This is a genomic window from Stenotrophomonas indicatrix, from assembly GCA_041545745.1.
GTDB lineage: Bacteria > Pseudomonadota > Gammaproteobacteria > Xanthomonadales > Xanthomonadaceae > Stenotrophomonas > Stenotrophomonas indicatrix_A.
The window spans coordinates 4219704-4243229 of the sequence record CP168152.1 but is presented as its reverse complement, the minus strand read 5'-3'; the positions used below and the strand labels follow the sequence as shown (position 1 = coordinate 4243229).

Genomic DNA, 23526 nt, shown 5'->3' with positions numbered 1-23526 from the left:
ATGTTGTGGATGATCGACAACTACGACAGCTTCACCTACAACCTCGTGCAGTACCTGCAGACGCTGGGTGCTGAAGTGAAGGTGGTGCGCAACGATGCGATGAGCGTGGACGAGATCGCCGCGCAGAAACCCGAACGCATCGTCATCTCACCCGGCCCGTGCACGCCCAACGAAGCGGGCGTGTCGCTGGAGCTGATCCAGCGCCTTGGCCCGACCACGCCGATCCTCGGCGTGTGCCTGGGCCACCAGGGTATCGGCCAGGTCTACGGCGGTACGGTCATCCGTGCCGGCAACATCATGCACGGCAAGACCTCGCCGATCCGGCACGAAGGCAAGGGCGTGTTCGCCGGCCTCCCGGATGGCTACCAGGCCACCCGCTACCACTCGCTGGTGGTGGACAAGAACAGCCTGCCCGACGCGCTGGAAGTGACTGCATGGACCGAGAACGAAGATGGCTCGATCGAAGAGATCATGGGCCTGCGCCACCGCCAGTTCCCGGTCGAGGGCGTGCAGTTCCACCCCGAATCGATCCTCACCGAGCATGGTCACGCGCTGCTGCGCAATTTCCTACAGCGCCCGGCTGCCTGATCCAAGGAGTATTCCGATGAGCTTCTCCCCCCAGGAAGCCCTGCAACGCACCATCGAGCATCGCGAGATCTTCTTCGACGAAATGGTCGACCTGATGCGGCAGATCATGCGCGGTGACGTCTCGCCGATGATGACCGCCGCCATCCTCACCGGCCTGCGCGTGAAGAAGGAAACCATCGACGAGATCGCCGCCGCGGCAACGGTGATGCGCGAATTCGCGCTGGCCGTACCGGTCGCCGATACCACCCACCTGGTCGATATCGTCGGCACCGGTGGCGATGGTTCGCATACCTTCAACATCTCCACCTGCGCGATGTTCGTTGCCGCTGCCGCCGGCGCGCGCGTGGCCAAGCATGGCAACCGCAGCGTGTCGTCCAAGTCCGGCAGCGCCGATGCGGTCGAAGCGCTGGGCGCGGCGATCGAACTGCAGCCTGCGCAGGTGGCCGCAGCGATCGAACAGACCGGCATCGGCTTCATGTTCGCGCCGATCCACCATCCGTCGATGAAGGTGGTGGCGCCAGTACGTCGCGAGATGGGCGTGCGCACCATCTTCAACATCCTGGGTCCGCTGACCAACCCGGCCAATGCGCCGTCGGTGCTGATGGGCGTGTTCCACCCCGATCTGGTGGGCATCCAGGCGCGCGTGCTGCGCGAACTGGGCGCCGAGCGCGCGATGGTGGTGTGGGGCCGCGACAACATGGACGAGATCTCGCTGGGTGCCGGCACCCTGGTGGGTGAACTGCGCGACGGCAAGGTGCGCGAGTACGAGATCCACCCGGAAGATTTCGGCATCGCCATGTCGGCCAGCCGCAACCTGCGCGTGGATGGCCCTGAGCAGTCCATCGCCATGCTGCGCGCGGTGCTCGACAACGAGCCGGGCCCGGCGCTGGACATCGTGGCCCTGAATGCGGGCGCAGCGCTGTATGTGGCCGGCGTGGCCAGCGATATCGGCGATGGCCTGGCCCGCGCCCGCGCGGTCATCGCCGATGGCAGCGCCCGTGCCCGCCTGCAGCAGTATGTCGATACCACCCGCGCGCTGGTTGCCTGAGCACGCGGTTCAGCCTGACCTACCCGATGGCCGATAATGGTCGTCCTCACCGCCCCAGCACCGACCCGACGACGATGAGCGATATCCTGCAGACGATCCTGGCCCGCAAGGCCGAAGAAGTAGCCCAGCGCCGCGCCCAGCGCCCGCTAGAGGAGCTGCAGGCGGCGCTGGCCGATGCGCCACCGGTGCGCGGCTTCGTGCGCGCGCTGCAGGCCTCCGTGGCCAATGGCGATCCAGCGGTGATTGCCGAAGTGAAGAAGGCCAGCCCGTCCAAGGGCGTGATCCGCCCCGACTTCCGCCCGGCCGACATCGCGGTCAGCTACGAGTTCGGCGGCGCCAGCTGCCTGTCGGTGCTGACCGACGTCGACTTCTTCCAGGGTGCGGACGCCTACCTGCAGCAGGCCCGCGAAGCGTGCACGCTGCCGGTGCTGCGCAAGGACTTCGTGATCGACGCCTACCAGGTGTACGAGGCGCGCGTACTCGGCGCCGACTGCATCCTGCTGATCGTCGCCGCGCTGGACGATACGCAGCTGGCCACGCTGTCCGAGCTGGCGATGTCGCTGGACATGGACGTGCTGGTGGAAGTGCACGACATCGACGAGCTGGAGCGTGCGCTGCAGGTGCCGGCGCCGATGATCGGCATCAACAACCGCAATCTGCGCACCTTCGAGGTGTCGCTGCAGACCACGCTGGACATGCGCCTGGCCGTGCCGCGCGACCGCCTGCTGGTCACCGAGAGTGGCATTCTCGGCCCGCAGGATGTGGCCTTGATGCGCGATGCCGGCATCCACTCGTTCCTGGTCGGCGAGGCCTTCATGCGCGTGGAAGAGCCGGGCGAGGGTCTGCGTCAGCTATTCTTCGCAGCATGAAAACGTACTATCCAATGCCGCGCGAGGATGCGCCGCTGGTGGTCTTCGACTTCGACCACACCCTGTATGACGGCGATTCGGGTACCCACTTGTTCGCCTCGCTGATCAAGCGCAACCCGCTGCGGATGCTGGCGGCGCTGCTGGTCACCCCGATTGCCGGGCCGATGGTGGCGATGCTGCCGACCCGCCGTGCCGGTATCTCGATCTATGTCTGGATCGGCAGCTTCGGCCTGCATCGCGCGCGCGAGTTCAACAAGGTGATCGATGCCTACGTGCTGCGCAATGAAGCGCAGATGCGCGCCAAGCTGCTGCCGCAGGCGCTGGACGTATTCGCCGCGCACCGTGCCAAGGGCGATCGCGTGGTGGTGGCCACCGGCGCACCGCCGGAACTTGCCCGCGCGATCCTGGCCTTCGTCGCCCACCAGGACGTGCCGGTGATCGGTACCGAAGTGGGGCCGCGGCTGGGCGGGGTAGGGCCGACCCGCCACTGCCACAACGAAGAGAAGATGCGCATGCTGCGCGAGCGCGGCTACGGCGATATCGATATCGCCTATTCGGACAGCACCGCCGACCTGCCGCTGCTGCTGGCGGCGAAAGCGCCGGTGGTGGTCAACCCGAAGCCGGCCAAGGTGGAATTCTTCCGCCGCGTGCTGCCGGCGGGCACCCGCATCCTCAACTGGGGCTGCGTGGACCGCGGTGGCGACAAGGCATAGTCCGGGGTCAGATCCCCGCAGGGGCTCTGACCCCATCGCACGATGACGGGTCTGCCGGGCAAGGACCCGGTAGTGCCGGCCGCTGGCCGGCAACCTTGCACGCGTTTCCGCAGGCCATGAGGTTGCCGGCCAGCGGCCGGCACTACCGGATCCCGCCCGGCGAGCGGTCAGCGGTACAGGTACCCGAACAGCGCATGGCCCACCTGGAACAGACTGATGCCCAGCACCAGCACGCCCACCGCGACCAGTACCCAGCGTTCCTTCACCCGCTTCACCAGCACCGCCGCCACCGGCGCGGCCATCATGCCGCCGATCAGCAGGCCGGCGACGATCTGCAGGTGCTGCATTCCCATCGACAGCAGGAAGGTCGCTGACACCGTCAGCGTGACCACGAACTCCGCAGCGTTTACCGTGCCGATCGTGGTCCGCGCCTGACCGCCGCGGGCGAGCAGGGTGGAGGTGGCCACCGGGCCCCAGCCGCCACCGCCACTGGCATCGAGCAGGCCGGCGAAGAAGCCCAGCACCGGTACCCGCCGGATCTCGCCCTTGGGCATCCAGCGGCCCGCCGCGCGGGCCAGGATGATGATGGCCAGCACCAGCAGGTACAGGTAGATCAGTGGGCGGATCAGGTCGCCAGGGACCTGTGTCAGCACGTACGCGCCGAGTGCGCCGCCCAGCGCGCCGGGCAGGGCGAGGCGGAAGAACAGTCGCCTGTCGACATTGCCGGCGACCAGATGCGACACACCGGAGGCCCCGGTGGTGAACACTTCAGCGGTATGCACGCTGGCGCTGACCTGTGCGGGAGGCAGGCCCATGCTGAGCAGCACCGATGAAGAAACCAGCCCGAATGCCATGCCCAGCGCGCCATCGACCAGCTGGGCGCCGAGGCCGATGAGGATGAACCACCAGAATTCGCTGCTCAGCTCCATGGATCGAGCCTAGCGGATGCGGGTGTGCGCGACATGCGATGGTGTGTCGCACGTACGACGATCCGCCGGGCATGGCCCGGCGCTACCGTGGTGGAGGCCTTGGGGTAGCGCCGGGCCATGCCCGGCGGACATCTGTCGATCAACGGGTGCCGTACAGCACCACGGTCTTGCCGCGGGCGTGCAGCAGGCCGTCGGTCTGCAGCTTCTTCAACACCCGGCCGGCCATTTCGCGCGAGCAACCGACCAGACGGGCCAGTTCCTGGCGTGAGACGCGCAGTTGGCTGCCCTGCGGGTGCGTCATCGACTCCGGCTCCTGCGCCAGATCGTGCAGGGTGCGCACGATGCGGTCGGTGACATCCAGGAATGCCAGACGGCTGGCCTTGCGGCTGGTGTCCAGCAGGCGCTTTGAGATCTGCTGGCCCAGCGCGTACAGCAGGCGCGGGGCATCGGCTGACAGCGGGCCGAGGAACAGCTGATGCAGGCGCTCGTAGCTGATTTCGGCCAGCTCACAGGCCGTGCGGGTGCGCAGGATCACCTCACGGCGGTCCGACTCCACGAACAGGCCCATCTCGCCGACGAACTCACCGGCGCCGAAATAGCCCAGCACCAGTTCACGGTCCTCTTCCTCCTCGGCCATGATCGAAACCGAGCCGCTGATGACGTAATACAGGGTGCCGGCCGGGTCACCGGGTCGGAAGACGTCGGTACGGGTGGGATAGCGCCGCCTGTGGCTGTGTGCCAGGAAGCGGTCGATTGTTGCGATGTCCAAGGCCAATGGGCTGCTAGCTAGGCGCACGGTTGACACGATAGGGGCGCTCCCTCTGCGCATGAACGGATTCACGGGGTCGATAGCGGAGCTTAACCAGCGCAATTGTTAAGGGCAAACAGTGTGCCAGAACCTGAGCGTCTTCACGTTCCCCCTGGAGACACTTATGCCGCATAATTCCCCCTTTCCCTTCTTACACAGGAATCGACCGCCGTGGTCAAGCCGTTGCCTCGCCTGAGGTTGCAGGGTTTCAACAACCTCACCAAGGCGCTGAGCTTCAACATCTATGACGTGTGTTACGCGCGCACCGAAGAGGAGCGTCAGCGTTACATTGAATACATCGATGAAGAGTACAACGCCGACAGGCTTACTCAAATCTTGACCGATGTCGCTGAGATCATCGGCGCCAACATCCTCAACGTGGCGCGCCAGGATTACGATCCGCAGGGTGCCTCGGTGACGATCCTGATCTCCGAAGAGCCGGTGATCGACAAGAAGCAGGCCGGCAAGGAGTTGATTTCCGATGCCGTGGTCGCGCACATGGACAAGTCGCACATCACCGTGCACACCTATCCGGAAACGCACCCGCAGGAAGGCATTGCCACCTTCCGCGCCGACATCGACGTGGCTACCTGCGGCGTCATTTCGCCGTTGAAGGCACTGAACTACCTGATCGAGAGCCTGGAATCGGACATCGTGATCATGGACTACCGTGTCCGTGGCTTCACGCGTGATGTGAAGGGCAAGAAGCACTACATCGATCACAAGATCAACTCGATCCAGAACTTCCTGGCCAAGAACATCAAGTCGCGTTACGAGATGTTCGACGTCAACGTCTACCAGGAGAACATCTTCCACACGAAGATGCACCTGAAGGACTTCGACCTGGACCAGTACCTGTTCGAGGAGAAGGCCAAGAACATCTCGTTCAAGGAACGCATGAAGATCGAAGCGCTGCTGCGTCGTGAGATCGAAGAGCTGTTCCACGGGCGCAACCTGGCTGAGTGACCCAAGCGCGATGCCGTCAGGCATCGCCACCCAGGCGGGACGCCCCGCCCCGTGGAGCCTGCGCTTGGCGCAATCTTCAGTTCCACGGCGATGTACCGACCTACGGCCCGGTGTGAAAACACCGGGCCGTTTCGTTTTTCTCAAAAAGGTAAGGAGCCCCCACCCATGCCCTGGATCTATCTGCTGCTGGCCGGTCTGTTCGAGATCGGATTCGCCCTTGGAATGAAGTACTCCGAAGGTTTCAGCAAACCCGTGCCGACCGCCCTGACGGTGGTGTCGGCGCTGATCAGCCTGTACCTGATGAGCCAGGCGATGAAGAACATTCCGGTCGGCACGGCTTATGCGATCTGGACTGGCATCGGCGCCATGGGCGTGACGGTGCTGGGCATCTATCTGTTCAACGACAGCGCCTCGCCGGCACGCCTGGCCTGCGTGGGCCTGATCGTGGCCGGTGTGATCGGCCTGAAGCTGGTGTCGCCCAACTGAAAGGTGGCCCGACCAACGGTCGGGCCCCACCGTGTGATCTGGTAGGCCCACACCGTTGGTGGGGGCTCCCCCTCAAATGCGGTAGGCAATGGTCTTCATCACCCTGGAGGCCAGCGCCATCGCGCCGGGAATCGGGAACGGCAGGCGGCGTGCGCCGGCCTGTTCGGCATGTTCGGCATGCCGGGCCTCGTCTTCCTTCATCACCCGGATGACCGCGCGGCTGCGCAGGTCGCCGGCCGGCAGGTCGACCAGGTGTTCGTCCAGATGGGCTTCCACCTGGCGCTCGGTCTCGACCACGAAACCCAGGTTCCAGCCATCGCCACGCAGCCCGGCCAGGGTGCCGATGGTGTAGCTGCCGGCGTACCAGAGCGGATTGAACAGGCTCGGGCGGCTGTCCAACTCGCCCAGGCGGGTGGCGCACCACGCCAGGTGATCGGTCTCTTCCTGGGCCGCCTCCAGCAGATGTTCGCGGGTCGCCGGATCGCGCGCCACTGCGGCCTGGCCGAAATACAGGCCCTGGGCGCAGACCTCGCCGACATGGTTGATCCGCATCAGCCCGGCCGCGTGGCGACGCTGCGCGCTGTCCATGCCCGGCTCGCCGGTGTCCATGGCCGGATAAGGGCGGCTGGCCGGCGGGTTGCCGAACACCGTGTCCAGAGCGCGCTGCGCCTCGGTCAGCAGATGGTCCAGCGGGGTGGTCTGGCGAAGCACGGTCATGGCGGCACGGCGTGGAGCGGGGGAGGCCCTGATTCTCGCCCGGCCCCGGCCCCCTGCCAACCCGGGGCGGAAGCCGGCTTGCACCCGCCAGCCAAGCTGCGTACAATGCCGCCCCTTACGCTCCACCTTTCACAACGCGTGGCAGAGTTCCGGCGAGTCCTTCGCCGCAATGAGCCCGACCTAACCAAGAGTTCTTCATGAGCACTTTCACTGCCAAGAACGAGACCGTCCAGCGCGACTGGTACCTCGTCGACGCCGAGGGCAAGACCCTGGGCCGTCTCTGCACCGAGCTGGCCCGCCGTCTGCGTGGCAAGCACAAGCCGGTCTACACCCCGCACGTTGATACCGGCGACTACCTGGTCGTCATCAATGCAGAAAAGATTGTCGTCACCGGCAAGAAGCTGCAGGACAAGATGTATCACCGTTTCACCGGTTACATCGGCAACCTGAAGACCGAATCCCTCGCCCAGGCGCTTGAGCGCCACCCGGAGCGCGTGATCGAGACCGCCGTCAAGGGCATGCTGCCGAAGGGCACGCTGGGTCGCCAGATGTACCGCAAGCTCAAGGTCTACGCCGGCACTGAGCATCCGCACGCCGCACAGCAGCCGCAGGTTCTGGATATCTAATCATGGCTATCACTCAAAACTACGGCACTGGCCGCCGCAAGTCCTCCACCGCTCGCGTGTTCCTGCGCAAGGGTTCGGGCAACATCACCGTCAATGGTCGTCCGCTGGACGAGTTCTTCGGCCGTGAGACCGCTCGCATGATCGTGCGCCAGCCGCTCGAGCTGACCAAGAACACCGAGAGCTTCGACATCCTGGTCACCGCCGCTGGCGGCGGCACCACCGGCCAGGCCGGTGCGATCCGTCTGGGCATCGCCCGTGCTCTGGTCGAGTACGACGAAACCCTGAAGTCCGAGCTGCGCAAGGCTGGCTTCATGACCCGCGACGCCCGCGAAGTCGAACGTAAGAAGGTCGGTCTGCACAAGGCCCGCCGCGCCACCCAGTTCTCCAAGCGCTGATCTGCTGCGCCTGGTTGGGCTCCTTCGGGAGCCCGCTGGTTGGAAACGCAAAAGCCCGGCTTCGGCCGGGCTTTTGTCGTTCTGGCGGTGTGCATTTCGAGGTTGCCGGCCAGCGGCCGGCACTACCTGTTCCAGGTGCGCGCGGCGGGCGAAGGTGGGGCGTGGAATGCGTGACCAGATTAAACGCAAAAGGCCAGATCTTTCGATCTGGCCTTTTGCATTTAATTTGGCTGCCCCTGATGGATTCGAACCACCGATGCCTGAGTCAGAGTCAGGTGCCTTACCGCTTGGCTAAGGGGCAATGTAACGTGTAACTATTTTCTCACTTTTCACATTGAAAAACAACTTCAACGTGGTGGCTATGGGTGGACTCGAACCACCGACCCCAGCATTATGAGTGCTGTGCTCTAACCGGCTGAGCTACATAGCCTTGGTGAGCCCGCTATTCTGCTGATGTGTACAAGGACTGTCAACACCTTTGTATCGTGCTTGTGGCCCGACAGACGGCATGGGATAGTCCCAACCAGTAGATTTTCTTAGGAGTCCGCATCGTGATCGATCCGGACGGCTATCGACCGAACGTCGGCATCGTGCTGATGCGGCAGGACGGACAGGTGTTCTGGGCACGACGTGTGCGCCGGGATGGCTGGCAGTTCCCGCAGGGTGGCATGAACACCGACGAGACGCCTGTCGAGGCCATGTATCGTGAACTGCAGGAAGAGACCGGGCTGTTGCCGGAGCACGTTGAAGTGCTCGGGGCGACACCGGGTTGGCTGCGCTACAAGCTGCCGGCGCGTGCCATCCGCCGCAATGAACGCCAGGTCTGCATCGGCCAGAAGCAGGTCTGGTTCCTGCTGCGCCTGACCGGTGACGAGGCCCACGTCAGCCTGGACCATACCGACTCGCCCGAGTTCGATCATTGGCGCTGGGTCGACTTCTGGTATCCGGTGGAGCATGTGGTGGTGTTCAAGCGTGGCGTCTATGCGCGCGCCCTGCGACATCTGGCGCCCTTGGCCCAGGGAGTGGCGGGGCACGGCATCAGTGCCATGCCCAAGAGCGCTGCCGAGGCCTGGATGCCAGGCCATGCCGCCGGCCACGAGCGGCCGCGCAAGCGGCCCCGCAGCCACGGGTACTGGCCGAAGAAGGCGCAGGGCGAGGGTCCGGTCACCTGACGGGCTGAACGGTATCGAGAATGGTTCAGGTCTCTGATTGACAACCATTCTCGTTTCCATTGGAATAGTGACCAGGCCGCTACTGGCCTGTTGCCCTGGTTCCCGCCTGTGTACGTCTGCATCTGCAACGGTGTTACCGACCACCAGATCCGCGAAGCCGCCAGCCATGGCGTCACGTCGGTGGCCGAGCTGACCATGCGTACCGGATGCGGCGCCACCTGCGGTTCCTGCCTGGACATGGCCGGCGACCTGCTGGCCAAGGCACGTGCCACGCACGATCTGCCGTTGCCGGTACTGGGTCTGGCGCAGGTCGCCTGAGTCGTTTCGCGGCGCGTTGACGCTGCGTTCTCCTGATCTTCATTGCTGGTCACAGCGGCCAATGCGCACGATTCGCGTTCCTTCACGCGCGCGCACAAGGCGTTACAGTGCCCGCGATTTCAGCGTGCAGGAGCATTCCCATGAAGGGCGACACCAAGGTCATCGAATTCCTCAACAAGGTCCTCTACAACGAGCTGACCGCGATCAACCAGTACTTCCTGCACGCCAAGATGCTGAAGAACTGGGGCATCAAGGAACTGGCCGAACACGAGTACAAGGAATCGATCGAGGAAATGAAGCATGCCGACATGCTCGCCGATCGCATCCTGTTCCTCGAAGGCCTGCCGAATTTCCAGGCGCTGGGCAAGCTGCGCATCGGTGAGAACCCGACCGAGATCCTGCAGTGCGATCTGTCGCTGGAACGCGACGGCGTGGTCACCCTGCGCGAGGCCGTGGCCTACGCCGATTCGGTCGGCGACTACGTCAGCCGCCAACTGTTCGTGAAGATCCTCGACTCCGAGGAAGAGCACATCGACTGGCTGGAAACCCAGCTGGAGCTGATCGAGCGCATCGGTGAGCCGAAGTACCTGCTGAGCAAGCTCGAAGAGTGATTCAGCGGGCCTGGCCGGCGAGGTAGCCGGTCAGCGCCACACGCGCGCGGGCGAACTCCGCCACCAGCAGCGCCACTGCCACGGCAGGGCGCTGCAGGCTGCCGCTGCGGGCTTCGTGTTCTATCCGTCGCGCCACTGCTGACAGCGACAGCGCACCAACGTTGGCGCTGGAGGATTTCAGGCTGTGCGACAGCGCCTGCAGGCGTTCGATATCGTTGCCCTGTGCCGCCTGCTGCAGCTGCTGCACCAACTGCGGTGCGTCTTCCAGGAACACTGCCACGATCTGCGCAGCGGCATCGCCGATCACCGCGTGCAGCTCATCCAGCACGCTGCGATCAAGCACCAGCTGTGGAATCGGGGTCGAGCGTGCTTGGTCATCACGCGGGCTTTCGCCGTCGAGCGCGCTCGGCGCTGCGGGCAATGGCAAAGGTTCCGGCAGCGCTGCATGTCCGCGATCCGCGGATACCCGGCCCCAACGTTGCAGCAATGCATGCAGCGCTTCACGCGTGATCGGCTTGGACAGATAGTCGTCCATGCCCGCCTGCAGGCAGCGCTCGCGATCACCGGCCATGGCGTTGGCGGTCATCGCGATGATAGGCAACCGCGTGCGCCCCGCTTCGGCCTCCTCCCTGCGCCAGCGCTGTGTTGCGCCGTAGCCGTCGAGCACCGGCATCTGGCAATCCATCAGCACGACGTCGATTCCGCCTTCGCGCAGCAGTGCGAGCGCCTGCTCGCCGTCGGCGGCGTTGCGCACCTGGCACTGGAAGACCCGCAGCAGGTGCTCGGCCACCATCCGGTTGACCGTATTGTCCTCGACCAGCAGGACACGCAGATCCAATGACGGCAACGTCGCGGCTGGCTGCGCGTCTTCGGCGTTGGCCAGCAGCGCTGCTGGACGCGCGGTGGCCGTTGGCTGTGCCAGCAGCGCGTGCAGGGCGGCATCGTTGAATGAGCTGTGCAGCTGCTGCTGGCGAGGACGGGGTGCAACCGGATCGTCCTGCAGCCACAGCACCTGCAGAGTGTCGTCGGCACCGCGCTCGGCCAGGGCCCGCTGCAGGGCCGCCTCGCCATTGCGGCGATGGCGGGCGTCGATCAGCAGCCATGCCGGCGTGCTCTGGCCGGGACGTGGCGCTGCGCGCAGGCGTTCCATTGCGTCATCGATGCTGGCCAGCAGCTGTACCTGCAGGCCGTGGTGTGCGGCGATGCGCTCGACGCGTGGCTGCAGCTGCGCATCGGCGGTGTACAGCAGCAGCGCTGCCGGCGAGCGTGCCAGTGCCGGCAGATCGCCGGGGACCTTCAGCAGCGGTATTTCGAACCAGAAGGTTGCACCCTGTCCCGGGGTGGAACGCACGCCGATGTCGCCATGCATCAGGTCGGTGATGCGCTTGCAGATGGCCAGGCCCAGGCCGGTGCCGCCGTAGATGCGTGTGGTGGACGCGTCGGCCTGACTGAAGGACTGGAACAGCCGCGCCTGCTGGGCCTCATCGATGCCGATGCCGGTGTCGATCACTTCGAAACGCAACTGGTGCTGGGCGGGGCCTTCGCCCAGCCGCTGCACGCGCAGCTGCACCTGGCCACGTGCGGTGAACTTGATGGCGTTGGCCAGCAGGTTGCCCAGCACCTGACGCAGGCGCACGGGGTCGCCGCGTACCGGCAGGCGCACGGCCGGATCCAGTTGCAGACTCAGTGTCAGGCCTTTGGCTTCGGCGGCGCGCTGCAGCAGCTGCACCACGCCGTCGAGCAGTTCGCGCAGGTTGAAGCTGGTGATCTCCAGTTCCAGTGCCTGTGCTTCCAGTCGCGAGTAGTCGAGGATGTCATCGACGATGCGCAGCAGCTGCTGCGAGCTGGCCGAGGCGGTAGCCAGCATCTGCCGCTGGTCCTCGCCGAGCGGACCACGGGCGATCAGCTCCAGCATCGGCAGGATGCCATTGAGTGGCGTGCGGATCTCGTGGCTCATGGTGGCCAGGAACTCGCCCTTGGCCAGCACGGCCGCTTCGGCCGCCTGCTTGGCCTGCAGCAGCTGATGTTCCAGCTGGCCCTGGCGTTCGGTGGTACGCCGCAGCTGGTCACGCTCGCTGATGAGGGTGATGCGGTCGCGCTGCAGTGCCGCCAGCGTGCGATTGCGCGAACGCAACCGCAGACCCAGTACCAGCGGGGCGATGATGGCCAGGGCCAGCACCGCCAGCAGCGCAACCGTCGATGACACTCAGAGCACCGCGTTGTGGAAGTCGAAGTTCAGGTCGCTGCCGGCCGACTGCACCATGTTGCCCTGGATGTAATCGACACCGCCGACCCACATCGCGGCCGCTGCCTGCGGATCCTCGATCTGCTGGCCGATGATCAGCAGGCCGGCTGCATGCGCCTGCTCGATCGATCGGCGCAGTTCTTCGCGCGTATCCGGGTTGGAGTGGCTGCTGGAGAAGCGTGCGGCCATGCGCACGAACGACAACGGCAGCTGGGTGAGCAGGGCAAGGGCTTCGCTGCCTGGTTCGAACTGGCTCAGGCAGAAGCGCACGCCAACGCTGGCCATGCGCTGGCAGAACTGCTGCAACGGCACGGTGTGGATCAGCGCGTCGGGCAGGCGCACGTCGATCACCAGCGCGCTGCCGGGCAGGCGACGTTGCTGCAGCGATTCCAGCAGCCAGTCAGCGAAGGCATCGCGCTGCAGGGTACGCAGCGACTGCGAGACGAACAGGTTCAGCGGTTGGGTGGCATGGCGATACAGGTCGAGCAGGCCCATCGCATGTTCCAGTACCTGCTGGTCAAGATCGGCGATGCGGCCGGCGGCTTCGGCTGCGGGAATGACCTGACCGGCGGTCAGCACGCTGCCATCGGCCTGGCGCAGGCGCAGCAGCAGCTGGTACTGCGCGCTGCTGCCGCCGGCGACGGCGACGATCGGCTGGTAAGCGAGCTCCAGCTGGCCTTCCAGCAACGCCAGGTGCTCCTGCTCGGTGGTCACCTGGCGATGCACGTGGCCCGCCACGCCGGCGCTGAGCAGGCGCGCCTGCAGGGTGGTGCGTTCGACCGCTTCCAAGGCGCTGCTGGCATCGTCGAAACCCGGCGACAGCGGCGCGTAGCCGACCACACCGCGCAGGTGCACCGATTCGTCGTCGCGGATCACGAAGGCGCGCGCGGACAGCTGCTCGCGCAGGGTGCCGGCGATCGCTTCCAGGCTGTCCTCATCGGTGTTGCGGGCAAGCAGCAGGAAGCTGTTGTCGTTCAGGCGTGCCAGCAGATGCGGATGGCCGGCCTCGGCAAGACGTTGCCCGGCCTGCACCATCAGCCGCTCGAAGGCCGCGTAGCCGTAGCGCTCGCGCAGGCCCAGCGCGCTGGAGATTTCGACGAAGAACACGCCACCGCGTTCGTGCTGGGCAAGCGTTGCGTTGAGTTGCTGCAGCACGTGGTGGCGCGTGGGCAGCCCGGTTTCCGGGTTGCTGGTCGCCGGTGCGCCGTTGGCACCCGGCAGGGTCGCGGCCTGCGCGCGTGCGCGGCGGATACGGTTGGCTACCGCGGCGATCAGGTGGCGCGGCCGGATCGGCTTGCTCAGGTAATCGTCGGCGCCGCAGTCGAGCACTTCGAACTGGCGCTCCGGGTCCGGGTCGCCGCTGAGGAATACGATCGGTAGCAACTGCATGCCGGGCTGCTGGCGGATCATCGCGGTCAGCCGCATGCCATCCAGCCCGGGCAGGTGCAGATCCATCAGGATCAGGTCTGGGCGTTGTTCGCGGATGGCCTGCTGCACGCCATCGGCATCGCCGAGCACGATCGCCTGCATGCCAGCGCCATGCAGCACGCTTTGTGCGAACAGCGCCTGGGCACGGTCGTCTTCGACGATCAGCACGCGGTAGGGCGAGTCGGCGTCGACAGGCGCCATGTCACTGTTGCCCGCCTCTGGCAGTGCTGCGGCGGAGGGCAGGGGCGGCGGAGCAGCCAGTCGGGCACCGTCGCTGGGCGCTGACGAGGCCGGCACCTGCACGGTCGTTGACGACGGTGCCTCGGCAGGCGCCGCCGCAGCCAAGGGTGCGGCCCAACGTTGCCAATGATCGGCCGGAGGGGTTTCAGCGCGTCCCGGGCGGGGGCCCGTGGCGGATTCGTTTGCGGCCATCGATGCTCCTGGTGTTCGCCGCCATTATGCGACAAGCCCGCCGATCAGCCGGTACCGGGTTGCCGTTGTCCGTCGTCGCTGCCACCACGTGCCAGCCAGCGCACGCTCTTCCACAATGTGCGCCAGACCAGCCAGACCAGCAATGCACCGGCCAGACTGCAGGCCAGCACCACCACCAGCGCGATCCATGGATGCGCCAGCGCGAGCGCCAACCCGCCGATTACCACGGTATCTTCGGCCGCCGAGGCGATCCAGTTGCTGGCCGGTTCCGGTGAGGTGTTGAGCAGGGCGCGGGTGCCGGCCTTCAGGCCATGGCTGGCCAGTGCAACACCCGCGCCCGCCACCAGTGCACCGGTGCCCAGGTCGCCATCTGGCGACAATGTCGCTGCCGCGAGGAAGGCGCCGGCGGGTACGCGCGCCAGGGTCTGCACAAGGTCCCAGGCGGAATCCACGCCGGGAATCTTGTCTGCGAAGAATTCGGCGACGGCCAGCGCCGCCGACGTGCCCAGCACCCACCACGACTCGGTGGCCTGCAGTGCCGGTGGCAGGTCGACCCAGCCGAGCAGGCCGGCGATGCCGACGCCGAATACGGTGAGGTAGACACGGATGCCGGCCAGCCAGGCCAGCAGGATGCCGATCACGAACAGGTGGGCTTCGGTCATGGCGGGCTCCGGCGGCGGAACTGTGCGGGGTGCCACACTATCGACGATGGAGTGGCTGAATGCCACCGCCCGGTGCCGGCCGGCACCGGGGAAACCTGTCGTTCCTGTCATACACTAGCCCGTCGTTTGCCCCAGGGGCCGTACTGGCGTCGCCATTGCGATGCCACGGAGACTACCCATGAACAACCGCCCTCCCATGCGTGTGCAGGTCCGCCTTCCCGGTGCCCGGCAACCACCTGCCGACCGCCGTCGCCTGCTGGTGATCGCGGGCATCTGGCTGCTCAGCCTGGTGCTTGCGGTGCTGGGGGGCTGCTGGCTGGGCGCGCCGCGCGGTGAACAGGGCCAGCGCGTGCAGGTTGCCGAGAAGCGGGCCGATGCGCTGCAGACCCAGCTGACCGAACTGCGGCAGAAGCAGGCGACGCTGGAAGCGTCGGACCGCATCAGCCGCGCCGCCAACAATGAGGTGCAGTCTTCACTGGCCGAGCGCGATGAAGAGATCGCCGGCCTGCGCGCTGACGTTGCCTTCTACGAGCGTCTGGTGGGCTCGACCAGCCAGCGCAAAGGCCTGAACACCCATTCGATTGAATTCAGCCCGGAATCGGCCGGCACCTGGCAGTACAGCGTGGTGCTGACCCAGAACCTCAACCGGGGCGCGATCAGCCAGGGGCAGATGCGTTTCACGGTGGAAGGCGTAAAGAACGGCAAGCTGGCCACCATCAGCTGGGACGAGCTGCACCAGCGCAGCAAGGTGCCGGGACAGGATTACTCGTTCCGGTACTTCCAGCAGCTCACCGGCAGCGTGATGCTGCCGGCTGACTTCACCCCGCAACGGGTGAAGGTGACATTGGGGAGTGGTGCGGGGGGCACCACGCAGGTATTCGACTGGAAACAGGCCGGCGCACCGGCCAGCAAAGGGGAGTAGGCAGATGTTCGGAAGCAGCAAATCCAGCCGTGATGGCCAACTGGTGGTGGATGCCCTGATCGGCAACCAGGTGGTGATCCGTGGCGATGTGGAATTCAGTGGTGGCTTGTACGTGGAAGGTCGCATCCACGGCAAGGTGATTGCCCAGGAGGGCGCCAGCGCGGCGACCCTGACCCTCGCCGAGCATGGCGTGATCGAAGGCGAGATCCGCGCCCAGGTGGTGGTCATCAGTGGCCGCCTGGACGGCGATGTGCATGCCACCGAGAAGGTCGAACTGACCCCGAGCGCCCGGGTCAACGGCAACGTTCACTACCAGGTGGTGGAAATGAACGCGGGTGCCCAGCTGAACGGCCGGCTGATCCATGCCAGCGCCCCGATGCAGGCCCTGCCAGCCCCGGAGAGCGGGGACGCCGCTGATGGCAAGGGCGACACTGCGGCACGCCGCAAGCTGGCCGAGGCGATGGCTTGAAAGCCATCGCCTGCGCCCCCATGCTGAGCCCATGAACACGCTCGTCTCCCTCCCCGGCGCCACGCCGGCCGCCGCGCCCGACTACCAGTCGCTGGATCGGCCGCTGAACTTCACCGAGGCCGCTGCGGCCAAGGTCAAGGAACTGATCCAGGACGAGGGCAACCCCGACCTGTCGTTGCGTGTGTACATCGAGGGCGGTGGCTGTTCGGGCTTCCAGTATGGGTTCGAGTTCGATGAGAACCGTGCCGGCGATGACCTGGCGGTGCAGACCAGCGGGGTCACCCTGCTGGTCGATCCGCTCAGCCTGCAGTACCTGATGGGCGCCGAGGTGGATTACACCGAGAGCCTGACCGGTGCGCAGTTCGTGATCCGCAATCCGAACGCCAAGACCACCTGCGGCTGCGGCAGCAGTTTCAGCATGTAATTGCAGGGCGTGGGGCATGCGCCCCGCGCGGTGCCTTCGGTAGATCCACGCCATGCGTGGATGGCTTTTCCTGCACCCACAGGCGGGTTTCCGCAAAGTCTGCGGCTTGCCACCTGCATCGATTGGCGGCAGGCTAGCTGGATGCTCACTTCTCCTTCGCCGCTTTCCGGTTTTGCCTTCGTGGGTGAACCGTTGGAGCGCGCCGATGCCATGCGCGAAGATGCCGATGCTCTGGCGCGCCTGTGGCCCGATGCGCGCATTCTTGTCCTGGACCAGGACGGCACCGCCTTCACCGGTGATGACGACCAGCCGCTGGCGCTGACCGGCGCTGATGTCGGTGGCGGGCCCGGTGTCGCGATCTTCCTCGGCCTGCGTGGTGAGCAGGCCTGGTTCTCGGTGGAAGCTGCCAGCGTGACCGTCACCGCGCCACGCCGGCTCGATCTGCGCCAGGCCGCACTGCTGTGGACCGTGGCCGATGCGACCGCCTTCAGCTACGCCCGCGGCATGTCCTACTGGCAATCGCGTACCCGCTTCTGCGGCGTCTGCGGCACGGCCGTGGCGTTCGCTCGTGGTGGCTTCGTCGGCCGCTGCCCGCAGTGCGCGACCGAGCACTACCCGCGCGTCGATCCGGCAGTGATCGTCGCCGTGGAAAACCAGGGACGGCTGTTGCTGGGCCGCCAGTCCAACTGGGCGCCGCGCCGCTATTCGGTGTTGGCCGGCTTTGTCGAGCCTGGCGAGACCTTCGAGCAGACCGTAGCGCGCGAAGTGCACGAAGAGAGCAAGGTACGGGTGACCGCCTGTCAGTACCTGGGCTCCCAGCCCTGGCCGTTCCCCGGTGCATTGATGATCGGTTTCCGGGCGCAAGCACAGGACGATGTGCCGACCGTGGATGGCGAGCTGGAAGACGCGCGCTGGTTCAGTGCCGAGGAGGTTGGAGCGGCCCTTGCGCGTGACGTCGAGGACGATGGTGAAGGCATTCGTCTGTCGCCGCCGATCTCCATTTCGCGGAGCCTGATCGAGCATTGGTACCGCCAGCAACCGGCATCCGGCGGCGCCAGCATTGCCGCCACCTGAACACGCTGCCGGTTACAGTACGGTTCACCGCTGACGGCGACGCTGCGACAGGTAAGGTAGCGACGCCGAACGCTTGCTCGTAGGGAGACCTGCCATGTTCACCACCCTGGTCGCCGTGTTGGTGGCACTGGCCCTTGGCCATGTCGCCCCGGCCGCTGCCGCGTCGCTGCGCCGTTTCGACGGCTTCCGGCGCTGGCTGGGCTGGCTGGACGCGCACGGTGGTCGGGCCTGGCAGGGGGCCGCCGGCGTGGCGCTGGCGATCGTACCGTCACTGCTGCTGATGGCGTTGGTCGCCTGGCTGCTGCGCGGGGTGCTGTTCGGCCTGCCGGCGCTGCTGCTGGGCGTGGCCGTGCTGGCCTGGTGCTGGGGTCCACGGGACCTGGACCGCGACATCGAAGCGATCATCGATGCCGACGACGCGCCGACCCGGCAGGCGGCAGTACGCAACCTGCAGTCAGCCGGTGGCAGCCTGCGCGAGGATGTTCCTTCACTGGTCGAGGCGACCGTGCTCAACGCGCTGCGGCGCTGGTTCGCGGTGCTGTTCTGGTTCCTGCTGCTGGGCCCGGTGGGTGCGCTCGGTTATCGCCTGCTGGCATTGATGGCGGAAAGCCCGATGCGGGCGCGAGTGCCGGTGGAGCCGCTGGCGCTGGCGCAGCGGTTGCTGGGCTGGATTGAATGGCCCGTTGCCCAGTTGATGGCGTTCTCGATGGCCCTGGTCGGCAACTTCGACACGGCCTGGAAGGCATGGCGCCAGGCGCATGGTGAGCGCTTGGCCGGCGACATTGGTTTCCTGGGCGCGGTGGCGCGTGCCAGCGTCCATGCCGAGTTGCGCGAAGATGCCCACGATTACACCGAAGCCGGTCTGTTGCCGGTGTGGCAGCGGCTGCCGGACCTGCGCGATGCGATGAGCCTGGTGTGGCGGATGCTGCTGCTGTGGCTGGCAGTGCTGGCTCTGCTGGTGATCGCGGGCTGGGTGACCTAGTTGTTCTTTCTGCAGGGCTTGCAGCCCTGCACCTGCAGAGGCCAAAGCCAAAGCCAAAGCGGCTCTGGGTTGCTGAGGATTGGGCGGGGTGGTGTGGGGCTGCAGGACACGCCGTGAACCCATCCATGGCGCCAACGGTCCTGCAGCCCCACACCGCCCCACCCCCAGCAGATTCCGGCGGCTGTTGGTAGGTGTCGACCTTGGTCGACACGGTAGATCCACGCCATGCGTGGATGCAGAGCGAAGCGATCCGCTTCCGCTTTTGATCTTCTCTTTCTTTTCCGTGGTGGACGCGCACGGAAATTGTCCGTGGCCGGGCGGGTGGGTTGCGCAGGGGCGTAAGCGCCATGGATGGCGCGACCGAGCTTACATGGACGTACTTGCAGCGGCCCCTGCGCAGCCCACCCGCCCGGCCAACCCCAACGGCTTCTGCTTCCAGCGACCAACCACGAGGGGCTGCGCCGTTGGCGGGAAACTACACCGGAGCCAGCGCGGTGAACGGTGCCCACGGCAGGTTGCGCAGCACGGCATAGCCGGGCAGCAGCCACAGCCAGAACGTAGGGCTGGCCAGTACCCGCATCAACGGGTCGAGCACGCGCGGGCGCACGCCAGCCATGTTGAGCAGCATCAGGAACAGGAAGGGCAGGCTGATGACCAGCAACGGGTTCATCGCCATCGCGCCGGGCAGGTCGAAGTGGACCAGTGAATACAGGCAGCGCGTGCTGCCGCAGCCGGGGCAGTAAAAGCCGGTCAGTGCGTACAGCGGGCAGCCCGGCAGCGGGTTGCCGGAGACATACGGATTGACGTGGCGCAGGACCACGGCGGCACCCGCAGCCAGGCCGGAAGCGGCCAGCAGCGGAGCCCAGCGGGCCAGGCGGGAACGCGCGGGAAGTGCGGACATGCGGGAGCGGGATCCGGCGCGTGGCCGGACCCCGTCGCGGGCATCAGTAGCTGCCGTTGCCGCCGCTCAGCGCGCCCAGGCCGCCAACGGCCATGATCACGATGAAGTACAGCACCATGACGACGACGGCGGCGATGGCCGACCACATGGCCCACTTCTTGGCCTTGTCGGCCGAATCACGGGCACCGGCGACGTCGCCAGCAGCCAGCTTGCCGTTGACCTGGGCGGCGTAGACGATCGACACGATGCCGGCCGGCAGGCAGCAGAACAGGGTGGACAGGATGGCCCAGACCAGATTGTTGGGGACCTGCGGGGTACTGGTGTTCATGGTTCAAGCTCCTCGATGGGTGGTGGTGGTGAATCAAAGGTCGGATAGAGCGCCCAGCACGGCCAAGCCGCCGAACAGCCCGAACCACAACAGCAACAGGACCGGCAGGGCAACGGCCGAAGCCACCGCCCACCAGCCCGCCTTGCGCGACGCGCTATAGGCCCCCGGCAGGTCACCGGCCGCGCGGCGACCATCGACCTGGGCGGCATACACGATCGACACCACGCCCAACGGCAGGCAGCAGAACAGCGTCGTCAGGATCGCCCAGACCAGATGGTTGGGGATGTAGACCGGACGGCTGAGCGGTGGCGGTTGATTCAAAGCAAGACTCCATTCCTTGGTGGCCGGCCGTGTGAACGGGCCGAACCTCCCCCCTGTGGGTGCGTAATCTACCGCAACCTGCGACGCATGTATGCGGTTACAGCCAGATCCTGTCGCCTTTGACGCTTGACGGGACAAGAAAAAGCCGGCGCTTGGCGCCGGCTTTCAGAGCACGCTGCGGCGTGATCGGCCCCTCAGGCGAGGTCGCCGCGCAGGGTGCGGACCTGGGCTTCCAGGGCGGTGGCATCGGTCGAATGGCCATCCACTGCCGGTGCCGCGACCACCTCTACGGTCGCCCGGAACCGGCGCGGTACGCGCATGCGGCCCAGGCGGGTATCGCGGCGGCTCCACATGCTCGACCACATACCGCGCAGGGCCATCGGCACCACCGGTACCGCGCGGCGTTCGAGGATCTTCTCCACGCCGGATTTGAACGGTGCCATCGTGCCGTCGCGGGTCAGTGCGCCTTCCGGGAAGATGCACACCAGCTCGCCCTCGGCGAGGGCGGCATCGACTTCATCGAACGCACGCTGCATCAAGGCCGGATCTTCGCGCGCACCGGCGATCGGAATCGCCTTGGCGGTGCGGAAGATCCAACGCATCACCGGGATGTTGAAGATCTTGTAGTACATGACGAAGCGCACCGGGCGCGGAATCGTCGCCGACAGGATCAGCGCGTCCATGTAGCTGACGTGGTTGCAGACCAGCAGCGCGGCGCCTTCATCGGGCACGTTGTCCTCGATGCCATGGGGGCGCAGGCGATACAGCGTGCGCACCATCACCCAGCTGAGGAAACGCATCAGGAATTCGGGGACGATGGTGAAGATGTAGATTGCCACCACGGCATTGGCGATGGCCAGTGCCAGGAACAGTTGCGGGATGGTCCAGCCGAGCAGGCGCTGGGTGAGCAGGCCGAGTACGGCCGCAGCGACGATGAAGCCGGAGTTCTGGATGTTCAGCGCGGCGAACACGCGCGACATCTCCGACTTCGGCGTGCGGCTCTGGATCAACGCAAACAGCGGCACCACGAAGAAGCCGGTGAACAGGCCGATGCCGAGCAGGTCGATGATGATGCGGATGCTGCCGGCCTGGTGCACGAACTGGGTGACCGACAGGCCCTGCGCGGTGGCCTCACCGGCGCGTGCGAAGTACAGGTCCAGCAGGAAGGCGGTCATGCCGAATGCACCCAGCGGCACCAGGCCGATCTCCACGGTGCGTGCCGACAGCTTTTCGCACAGCAGCGAACCGACGCCGGTGCCGACCGAGAACAGCGCCAGGGCGAAGATGTACAGGGTGGGTTCGCCACCGAGGTTGGTGACCGCATAGGACGGCAGCTGCGCGGTCAGGATGGTGCCGACGAACCAGAACCAGGACACGCCGAGGATGGCGTTGCGTACCGACTTCTGTTTCCTGGCCATGCGCAGCACGGCCAGCGATTCGGGGATCGGGTTCCAGTTGATCTTCAGATCCGGCGCGCCGGCATCGACCTTGGGGATCATGCGCGCGGCGAGGTTGCCGCAGATCGCCAGCGCGATGACCGCCGTGGCGGCCACGATCGGTCCATGGCTGCCGGCCAGGGTGAACACCAGGCCGCCGACGATCATGCCGGTCAGGATCGACATCGACGTGCCCATCTCGACCAGGCCATTGCCACCGGTCAGTTCTTCCGGGCGCAGTACCGAGGGCAGCACCGAGTACTTCACCGGGCCGAACAGGGTGGATTGCAGGCCCGTGCAGAACAGGGCCACCAGCAGCACCGGCAGGCTCTCGGTGAGAAAGCCCACCGCGGCCAGTGTCATGATCACGATCTCCATGGTGGTGGTGATCACGATCAGTCGCGACTTCTCCAGCTTTTCCGCGATCTGCCCGGCCAGGGCGGAGAACAGGAAGTAGGGCAGGATGAACAGCGCCGGCGCCAGGTTGGTGTAGAGCGTACGCTCGCTCTCGGCCACGCCGAGGTAGAACAGCAGGCCGATGATCGCCTGCCGGTACACGTTGTCGTTGAAGGCACCCAGCCCCTGCACGATGAAGAACGGCAGGAAACGGCGCTGGCGCAGCAGGGCGAACTGGTTGTGACCGGACATGGAACCTCCTTGGACCGGCGCAGCCTAGCATTCCTGCCCATCTGTCGGGACCGTGGCGGCATGCATCCACGCATGGCGTGGATCTACTCATACCCCATGGGGGGGTGCGGACGGTGGGTGCGGACCGTTGGTCCGCATACCTGAGAACCTCAGACGATATCGTCGACCACGCCGCCGTCGACCCGCAACGCTGCGCCGGAAGTGGCCGACGCCTGCGGCGAGGCGAGGTAGACCACCATGTTGGCCACTTCTTCGACCGTGGCCGCGCGCTGGATCACCGACGCAGGACGATGGGTCATCACGAACTCACGGCCGATCTGTTGCAGTGGCTTGCCAGTGCGCGCGCGCTCCTCTTCGAACATCGCTGCGAAGCCGTCGGACAGCGTCGGGCCGGGCAGCACCGCATTGACGGTGACGCCGCTGCCGGCCACGCGCTTGGCCAGGCCGCGCGACAGCGACAGCTGCGCGGTCTTGCTGACGCCGTAATGGATCATGTCGGCAGGAATGTTGCGTGCCGATTCGGAGGAGATGAACAGCACGCGGCCCCAACCGGCGTCGACCATCGCTGGCAGCAGGGCGCGCGACAGGCGCACGCCGGACATGACGTTGGTCTGCCAGTATTGCTCCCAGGTGGCATCGTCGGTCTCGAAGAAGTCCTGCGGGCCGAAGATGCCGGCATTGTTGACCAGGATGTCGACGTTGCCCGGCAGGCCGGCCAGCAGCGCGTCGACCCCGCGGGCGTCGGACAGGTCGGCGGCCACGCCCAGCACGTTGGCGCCGGGAATGGCAGCCAGCAGGCGCTGGCGCGCGCGCTCCACGCTGTCGGCACTGCGGCCATTGAGGATGACCTGCGCGCCGGCGGCGGCCAGCCCCTGTGCGATGGCGTGGCCGATGCCAGCGGTGGAGGCGGTGACCAGCGCGGTGCGGTCGTTGAGTTCGATCTTCATGGGGGAGATCCTGCGTGGGCGACACGGCAGTATCGGCGCCCGGGCGTGATCGGAATGCCCC

At 66.1% G+C, this 23526-nt stretch carries 27 protein-coding genes and 2 tRNA genes; 16 read left to right on the top strand and 13 right to left on the bottom strand.

Going from position 1 to position 23526, the window contains the following annotated elements:
• From ACEF39_RS19325 to ACEF39_RS19310, 4 genes are all read left to right on the top strand, one after another.
• Complete coding sequence (locus ACEF39_RS19325) at nucleotides 1–588, top strand: anthranilate synthase component II (RefSeq protein ID WP_088101793.1); 588 nt, start codon at nucleotides 1–3, stop codon at nucleotides 586–588.
• A gap of 16 nt (nucleotides 589–604) precedes the next feature.
• Nucleotides 605–1636 (top strand): anthranilate phosphoribosyltransferase, encoded by a 1032-nt coding sequence (gene trpD / locus ACEF39_RS19320; protein WP_089237368.1) that lies wholly within the window; start codon nucleotides 605–607, stop codon nucleotides 1634–1636.
• A gap of 74 nt (nucleotides 1637–1710) precedes the next feature.
• Complete coding sequence (trpC, locus tag ACEF39_RS19315) at nucleotides 1711–2505, top strand: indole-3-glycerol phosphate synthase TrpC (protein ID WP_500286236.1); 795 nt, start codon at nucleotides 1711–1713, stop codon at nucleotides 2503–2505.
• Nucleotides 2502–3218, top strand: a complete 717-nt coding sequence (locus ACEF39_RS19310) for a haloacid dehalogenase-like hydrolase (RefSeq protein ID WP_500286235.1) — start codon at nucleotides 2502–2504, stop codon at nucleotides 3216–3218. Before trpC ends, ACEF39_RS19310 begins: the two co-directional genes overlap by 4 nt.
• Nucleotides 3219–3385: 167 nt before the next feature.
• On the opposite strand, the gene ACEF39_RS19305 is transcribed toward ACEF39_RS19310, so the two are convergent.
• Together ACEF39_RS19305 and crp are read right to left on the bottom strand one after the other, a co-directional pair.
• Nucleotides 3386–4147 (bottom strand): sulfite exporter TauE/SafE family protein, encoded by a 762-nt coding sequence (locus ACEF39_RS19305; protein WP_500286234.1) that lies wholly within the window; start codon nucleotides 4145–4147, stop codon nucleotides 3386–3388.
• 139 nt (nucleotides 4148–4286) lie between these two features.
• Nucleotides 4287–4976, bottom strand: coding sequence for a cAMP-activated global transcriptional regulator CRP (crp, locus tag ACEF39_RS19300; RefSeq protein WP_089238148.1), 690 nt, complete (start codon nucleotides 4974–4976; stop codon nucleotides 4287–4289).
• Between the two features lie 150 nt (nucleotides 4977–5126).
• On the opposite strand from crp, the gene speD reads away from it, so the two are divergent.
• The gene (gene speD, locus ACEF39_RS19295; protein ID WP_025874620.1) at nucleotides 5127–5921 is read left to right on the top strand and encodes an adenosylmethionine decarboxylase; all 795 of its coding nucleotides are present in this window, start codon (nucleotides 5127–5129) and stop codon (nucleotides 5919–5921) included.
• Nucleotides 5922–6086: 165 nt separating this feature from the next.
• On the top strand, nucleotides 6087–6407 hold the full coding sequence (locus tag ACEF39_RS19290) for a DMT family transporter (RefSeq protein ID WP_025874621.1): 321 nt from the start codon (nucleotides 6087–6089) through the stop codon (nucleotides 6405–6407).
• A gap of 72 nt (nucleotides 6408–6479) precedes the next feature.
• Here ACEF39_RS19290 and coq7 read toward each other — a convergent pair whose 3' ends face one another.
• Nucleotides 6480–7124: a 2-polyprenyl-3-methyl-6-methoxy-1,4-benzoquinone monooxygenase gene (coq7, locus tag ACEF39_RS19285; RefSeq protein WP_500286233.1), complete on the bottom strand. Its 645-nt coding sequence runs from the start codon at nucleotides 7122–7124 to the stop codon at nucleotides 6480–6482.
• 197 nt (nucleotides 7125–7321) lie between these two features.
• Between coq7 and rplM the strand changes: the two genes are divergently transcribed.
• Nucleotides 7322–7750 (top strand): 50S ribosomal protein L13, encoded by a 429-nt coding sequence (rplM, locus tag ACEF39_RS19280; RefSeq protein WP_025874623.1) that lies wholly within the window; start codon nucleotides 7322–7324, stop codon nucleotides 7748–7750.
• A gap of 2 nt (nucleotides 7751–7752) precedes the next feature.
• Nucleotides 7753–8145, top strand: a complete 393-nt coding sequence (gene rpsI, locus ACEF39_RS19275; protein WP_005411311.1) for a 30S ribosomal protein S9 — start codon at nucleotides 7753–7755, stop codon at nucleotides 8143–8145.
• 227 nt (nucleotides 8146–8372) lie between these two features.
• On the opposite strand, the gene ACEF39_RS19270 is transcribed toward rpsI, so the two are convergent.
• Nucleotides 8373–8446: transfer RNA gene (locus ACEF39_RS19270), tRNA-Gln, on the bottom strand.
• 52 nt (nucleotides 8447–8498) lie between these two features.
• Nucleotides 8499–8575: transfer RNA gene (locus tag ACEF39_RS19265), tRNA-Met, on the bottom strand.
• A 121-nt stretch (nucleotides 8576–8696) separates the two neighbouring features.
• Here ACEF39_RS19265 and ACEF39_RS19260 point away from each other — a divergent pair.
• The 3 genes from ACEF39_RS19260 to bfr all read left to right on the top strand — a co-directional run bounded on the left by ACEF39_RS19260 (nucleotide 8697) and on the right by bfr (nucleotide 10246).
• A complete protein-coding gene (locus tag ACEF39_RS19260) occupies nucleotides 8697–9317 on the top strand; it encodes an RNA pyrophosphohydrolase (protein WP_500286232.1) in 621 nt (206 codons plus the stop codon).
• Between the two features lie 108 nt (nucleotides 9318–9425).
• Nucleotides 9426–9635 (top strand): (2Fe-2S)-binding protein, encoded by a 210-nt coding sequence (locus ACEF39_RS19255; protein WP_089237360.1) that lies wholly within the window; start codon nucleotides 9426–9428, stop codon nucleotides 9633–9635.
• Nucleotides 9636–9775: 140 nt separating this feature from the next.
• A complete protein-coding gene (gene bfr / locus ACEF39_RS19250; RefSeq protein ID WP_025874625.1) occupies nucleotides 9776–10246 on the top strand; it encodes a bacterioferritin in 471 nt (156 codons plus the stop codon).
• 1 nt (nucleotide 10247) lies between these two features.
• Here the strand turns inward: bfr and ACEF39_RS19245 are convergent, their stop codons facing one another.
• The 3 genes from ACEF39_RS19245 to ACEF39_RS19235 are packed head-to-tail and all read right to left on the bottom strand — an operon-like array spanning nucleotide 10248 to nucleotide 15013.
• A complete protein-coding gene (locus tag ACEF39_RS19245; RefSeq protein WP_500286231.1) occupies nucleotides 10248–12452 on the bottom strand; it encodes a hybrid sensor histidine kinase/response regulator in 2205 nt (734 codons plus the stop codon).
• Complete coding sequence (locus tag ACEF39_RS19240) at nucleotides 12453–14351, bottom strand: EAL domain-containing protein (protein WP_500286230.1); 1899 nt, start codon at nucleotides 14349–14351, stop codon at nucleotides 12453–12455. It abuts the gene before it with no gap.
• Between the two features lie 44 nt (nucleotides 14352–14395).
• Nucleotides 14396–15013, bottom strand: a complete 618-nt coding sequence (locus ACEF39_RS19235) for a DUF4126 domain-containing protein (protein ID WP_500286229.1) — start codon at nucleotides 15011–15013, stop codon at nucleotides 14396–14398.
• 178 nt (nucleotides 15014–15191) lie between these two features.
• On the opposite strand from ACEF39_RS19235, the gene ACEF39_RS19230 reads away from it, so the two are divergent.
• The 5 genes from ACEF39_RS19230 to ampE all read left to right on the top strand — a co-directional run bounded on the left by ACEF39_RS19230 (nucleotide 15192) and on the right by ampE (nucleotide 18884).
• Nucleotides 15192–15935: a DUF6776 family protein gene (locus ACEF39_RS19230; RefSeq protein WP_500286228.1), complete on the top strand. Its 744-nt coding sequence runs from the start codon at nucleotides 15192–15194 to the stop codon at nucleotides 15933–15935.
• A gap of 4 nt (nucleotides 15936–15939) precedes the next feature.
• On the top strand, nucleotides 15940–16404 hold the full coding sequence (locus ACEF39_RS19225) for a bactofilin family protein (protein WP_500286227.1): 465 nt from the start codon (nucleotides 15940–15942) through the stop codon (nucleotides 16402–16404).
• Between the two features lie 31 nt (nucleotides 16405–16435).
• Nucleotides 16436–16828: an iron-sulfur cluster insertion protein ErpA gene (gene erpA, locus ACEF39_RS19220; protein WP_025874631.1), complete on the top strand. Its 393-nt coding sequence runs from the start codon at nucleotides 16436–16438 to the stop codon at nucleotides 16826–16828.
• 141 nt (nucleotides 16829–16969) lie between these two features.
• The gene (gene nudC / locus ACEF39_RS19215; RefSeq protein WP_500286226.1) at nucleotides 16970–17902 is read left to right on the top strand and encodes an NAD(+) diphosphatase; all 933 of its coding nucleotides are present in this window, start codon (nucleotides 16970–16972) and stop codon (nucleotides 17900–17902) included.
• Between the two features lie 94 nt (nucleotides 17903–17996).
• Entirely contained in the window at nucleotides 17997–18884 is an 888-nt protein-coding gene (ampE, locus tag ACEF39_RS19210; RefSeq protein WP_500286225.1) for a regulatory signaling modulator protein AmpE, read from the top strand.
• 475 nt (nucleotides 18885–19359) lie between these two features.
• On the opposite strand, the gene ACEF39_RS19205 is transcribed toward ampE, so the two are convergent.
• The 5 genes from ACEF39_RS19205 to ACEF39_RS19185 all read right to left on the bottom strand — a co-directional run bounded on the left by ACEF39_RS19205 (nucleotide 19360) and on the right by ACEF39_RS19185 (nucleotide 23465).
• Nucleotides 19360–19785 carry a DUF2752 domain-containing protein gene (locus ACEF39_RS19205; protein ID WP_089237343.1) on the bottom strand — a complete coding sequence of 142 codons (426 nt, stop codon included), beginning with the start codon at nucleotides 19783–19785 and terminating at the stop codon, nucleotides 19360–19362.
• Nucleotides 19786–19828: 43 nt separating this feature from the next.
• Nucleotides 19829–20113 (bottom strand): CD225/dispanin family protein, encoded by a 285-nt coding sequence (locus ACEF39_RS19200; protein WP_100462178.1) that lies wholly within the window; start codon nucleotides 20111–20113, stop codon nucleotides 19829–19831.
• Between the two features lie 33 nt (nucleotides 20114–20146).
• A complete protein-coding gene (locus tag ACEF39_RS19195; protein WP_089237339.1) occupies nucleotides 20147–20434 on the bottom strand; it encodes a CD225/dispanin family protein in 288 nt (95 codons plus the stop codon).
• A 194-nt stretch (nucleotides 20435–20628) separates the two neighbouring features.
• Entirely contained in the window at nucleotides 20629–22518 is a 1890-nt protein-coding gene (locus ACEF39_RS19190; RefSeq protein WP_500286224.1) for an MFS transporter, read from the bottom strand.
• Nucleotides 22519–22667: 149 nt separating this feature from the next.
• Nucleotides 22668–23465 carry an SDR family NAD(P)-dependent oxidoreductase gene (locus ACEF39_RS19185; protein ID WP_500286223.1) on the bottom strand — a complete coding sequence of 266 codons (798 nt, stop codon included), beginning with the start codon at nucleotides 23463–23465 and terminating at the stop codon, nucleotides 22668–22670.
• Nucleotides 23466–23526: the final 61 nt, after the last annotated feature.

Excerpts from the sequence above, each read along its gene's own strand:
- ACEF39_RS19325 (WP_088101793.1), top strand. The coding sequence starts at position 1 with ATGTTGTGGATGATCGACAACTACGACAGCTTCACCTACAACCTCGTG.
- rplM (WP_025874623.1), top strand. The coding sequence starts at position 7,322 with ATGAGCACTTTCACTGCCAAGAACGAGACCGTCCAGCGCGACTGGTAC.
- ACEF39_RS19290 (WP_025874621.1), top strand. The coding sequence starts at position 6,087 with ATGCCCTGGATCTATCTGCTGCTGGCCGGTCTGTTCGAGATCGGATTC.
- ACEF39_RS19205 (WP_089237343.1), bottom strand. The coding sequence starts at position 19,785 with ATGTCCGCACTTCCCGCGCGTTCCCGCCTGGCCCGCTGGGCTCCGCTG.
- coq7 (WP_500286233.1), bottom strand. The coding sequence starts at position 7,124 with ATGACCGTGCTTCGCCAGACCACCCCGCTGGACCATCTGCTGACCGAG.
- trpC (WP_500286236.1), top strand. The coding sequence starts at position 1,711 with ATGAGCGATATCCTGCAGACGATCCTGGCCCGCAAGGCCGAAGAAGTA.
- ACEF39_RS19190 (WP_500286224.1), bottom strand. The coding sequence starts at position 22,518 with ATGTCCGGTCACAACCAGTTCGCCCTGCTGCGCCAGCGCCGTTTCCTG.
- ACEF39_RS19310 (WP_500286235.1), top strand. The coding sequence starts at position 2,502 with ATGAAAACGTACTATCCAATGCCGCGCGAGGATGCGCCGCTGGTGGTC.
- nudC (WP_500286226.1), top strand. The coding sequence starts at position 16,970 with ATGCTCACTTCTCCTTCGCCGCTTTCCGGTTTTGCCTTCGTGGGTGAA.
- ACEF39_RS19200 (WP_100462178.1), bottom strand. The coding sequence starts at position 20,113 with ATGAACACCAGTACCCCGCAGGTCCCCAACAATCTGGTCTGGGCCATC.
- ACEF39_RS19225 (WP_500286227.1), top strand. The coding sequence starts at position 15,940 with ATGTTCGGAAGCAGCAAATCCAGCCGTGATGGCCAACTGGTGGTGGAT.
- erpA (WP_025874631.1), top strand. The coding sequence starts at position 16,436 with ATGAACACGCTCGTCTCCCTCCCCGGCGCCACGCCGGCCGCCGCGCCC.
- bfr (WP_025874625.1), top strand. The coding sequence starts at position 9,776 with ATGAAGGGCGACACCAAGGTCATCGAATTCCTCAACAAGGTCCTCTAC.
- ACEF39_RS19230 (WP_500286228.1), top strand. The coding sequence starts at position 15,192 with ATGAACAACCGCCCTCCCATGCGTGTGCAGGTCCGCCTTCCCGGTGCC.
- ACEF39_RS19235 (WP_500286229.1), bottom strand. The coding sequence starts at position 15,013 with ATGACCGAAGCCCACCTGTTCGTGATCGGCATCCTGCTGGCCTGGCTG.
- trpD (WP_089237368.1), top strand. The coding sequence starts at position 605 with ATGAGCTTCTCCCCCCAGGAAGCCCTGCAACGCACCATCGAGCATCGC.
- ACEF39_RS19240 (WP_500286230.1), bottom strand. The coding sequence starts at position 14,351 with ATGGCCGCAAACGAATCCGCCACGGGCCCCCGCCCGGGACGCGCTGAA.
- ACEF39_RS19185 (WP_500286223.1), bottom strand. The coding sequence starts at position 23,465 with ATGAAGATCGAACTCAACGACCGCACCGCGCTGGTCACCGCCTCCACC.
- crp (WP_089238148.1), bottom strand. The coding sequence starts at position 4,976 with ATGCGCAGAGGGAGCGCCCCTATCGTGTCAACCGTGCGCCTAGCTAGC.
- rpsI (WP_005411311.1), top strand. The coding sequence starts at position 7,753 with ATGGCTATCACTCAAAACTACGGCACTGGCCGCCGCAAGTCCTCCACC.
- ACEF39_RS19305 (WP_500286234.1), bottom strand. The coding sequence starts at position 4,147 with ATGGAGCTGAGCAGCGAATTCTGGTGGTTCATCCTCATCGGCCTCGGC.
- ampE (WP_500286225.1), top strand. The coding sequence starts at position 17,997 with ATGTTCACCACCCTGGTCGCCGTGTTGGTGGCACTGGCCCTTGGCCAT.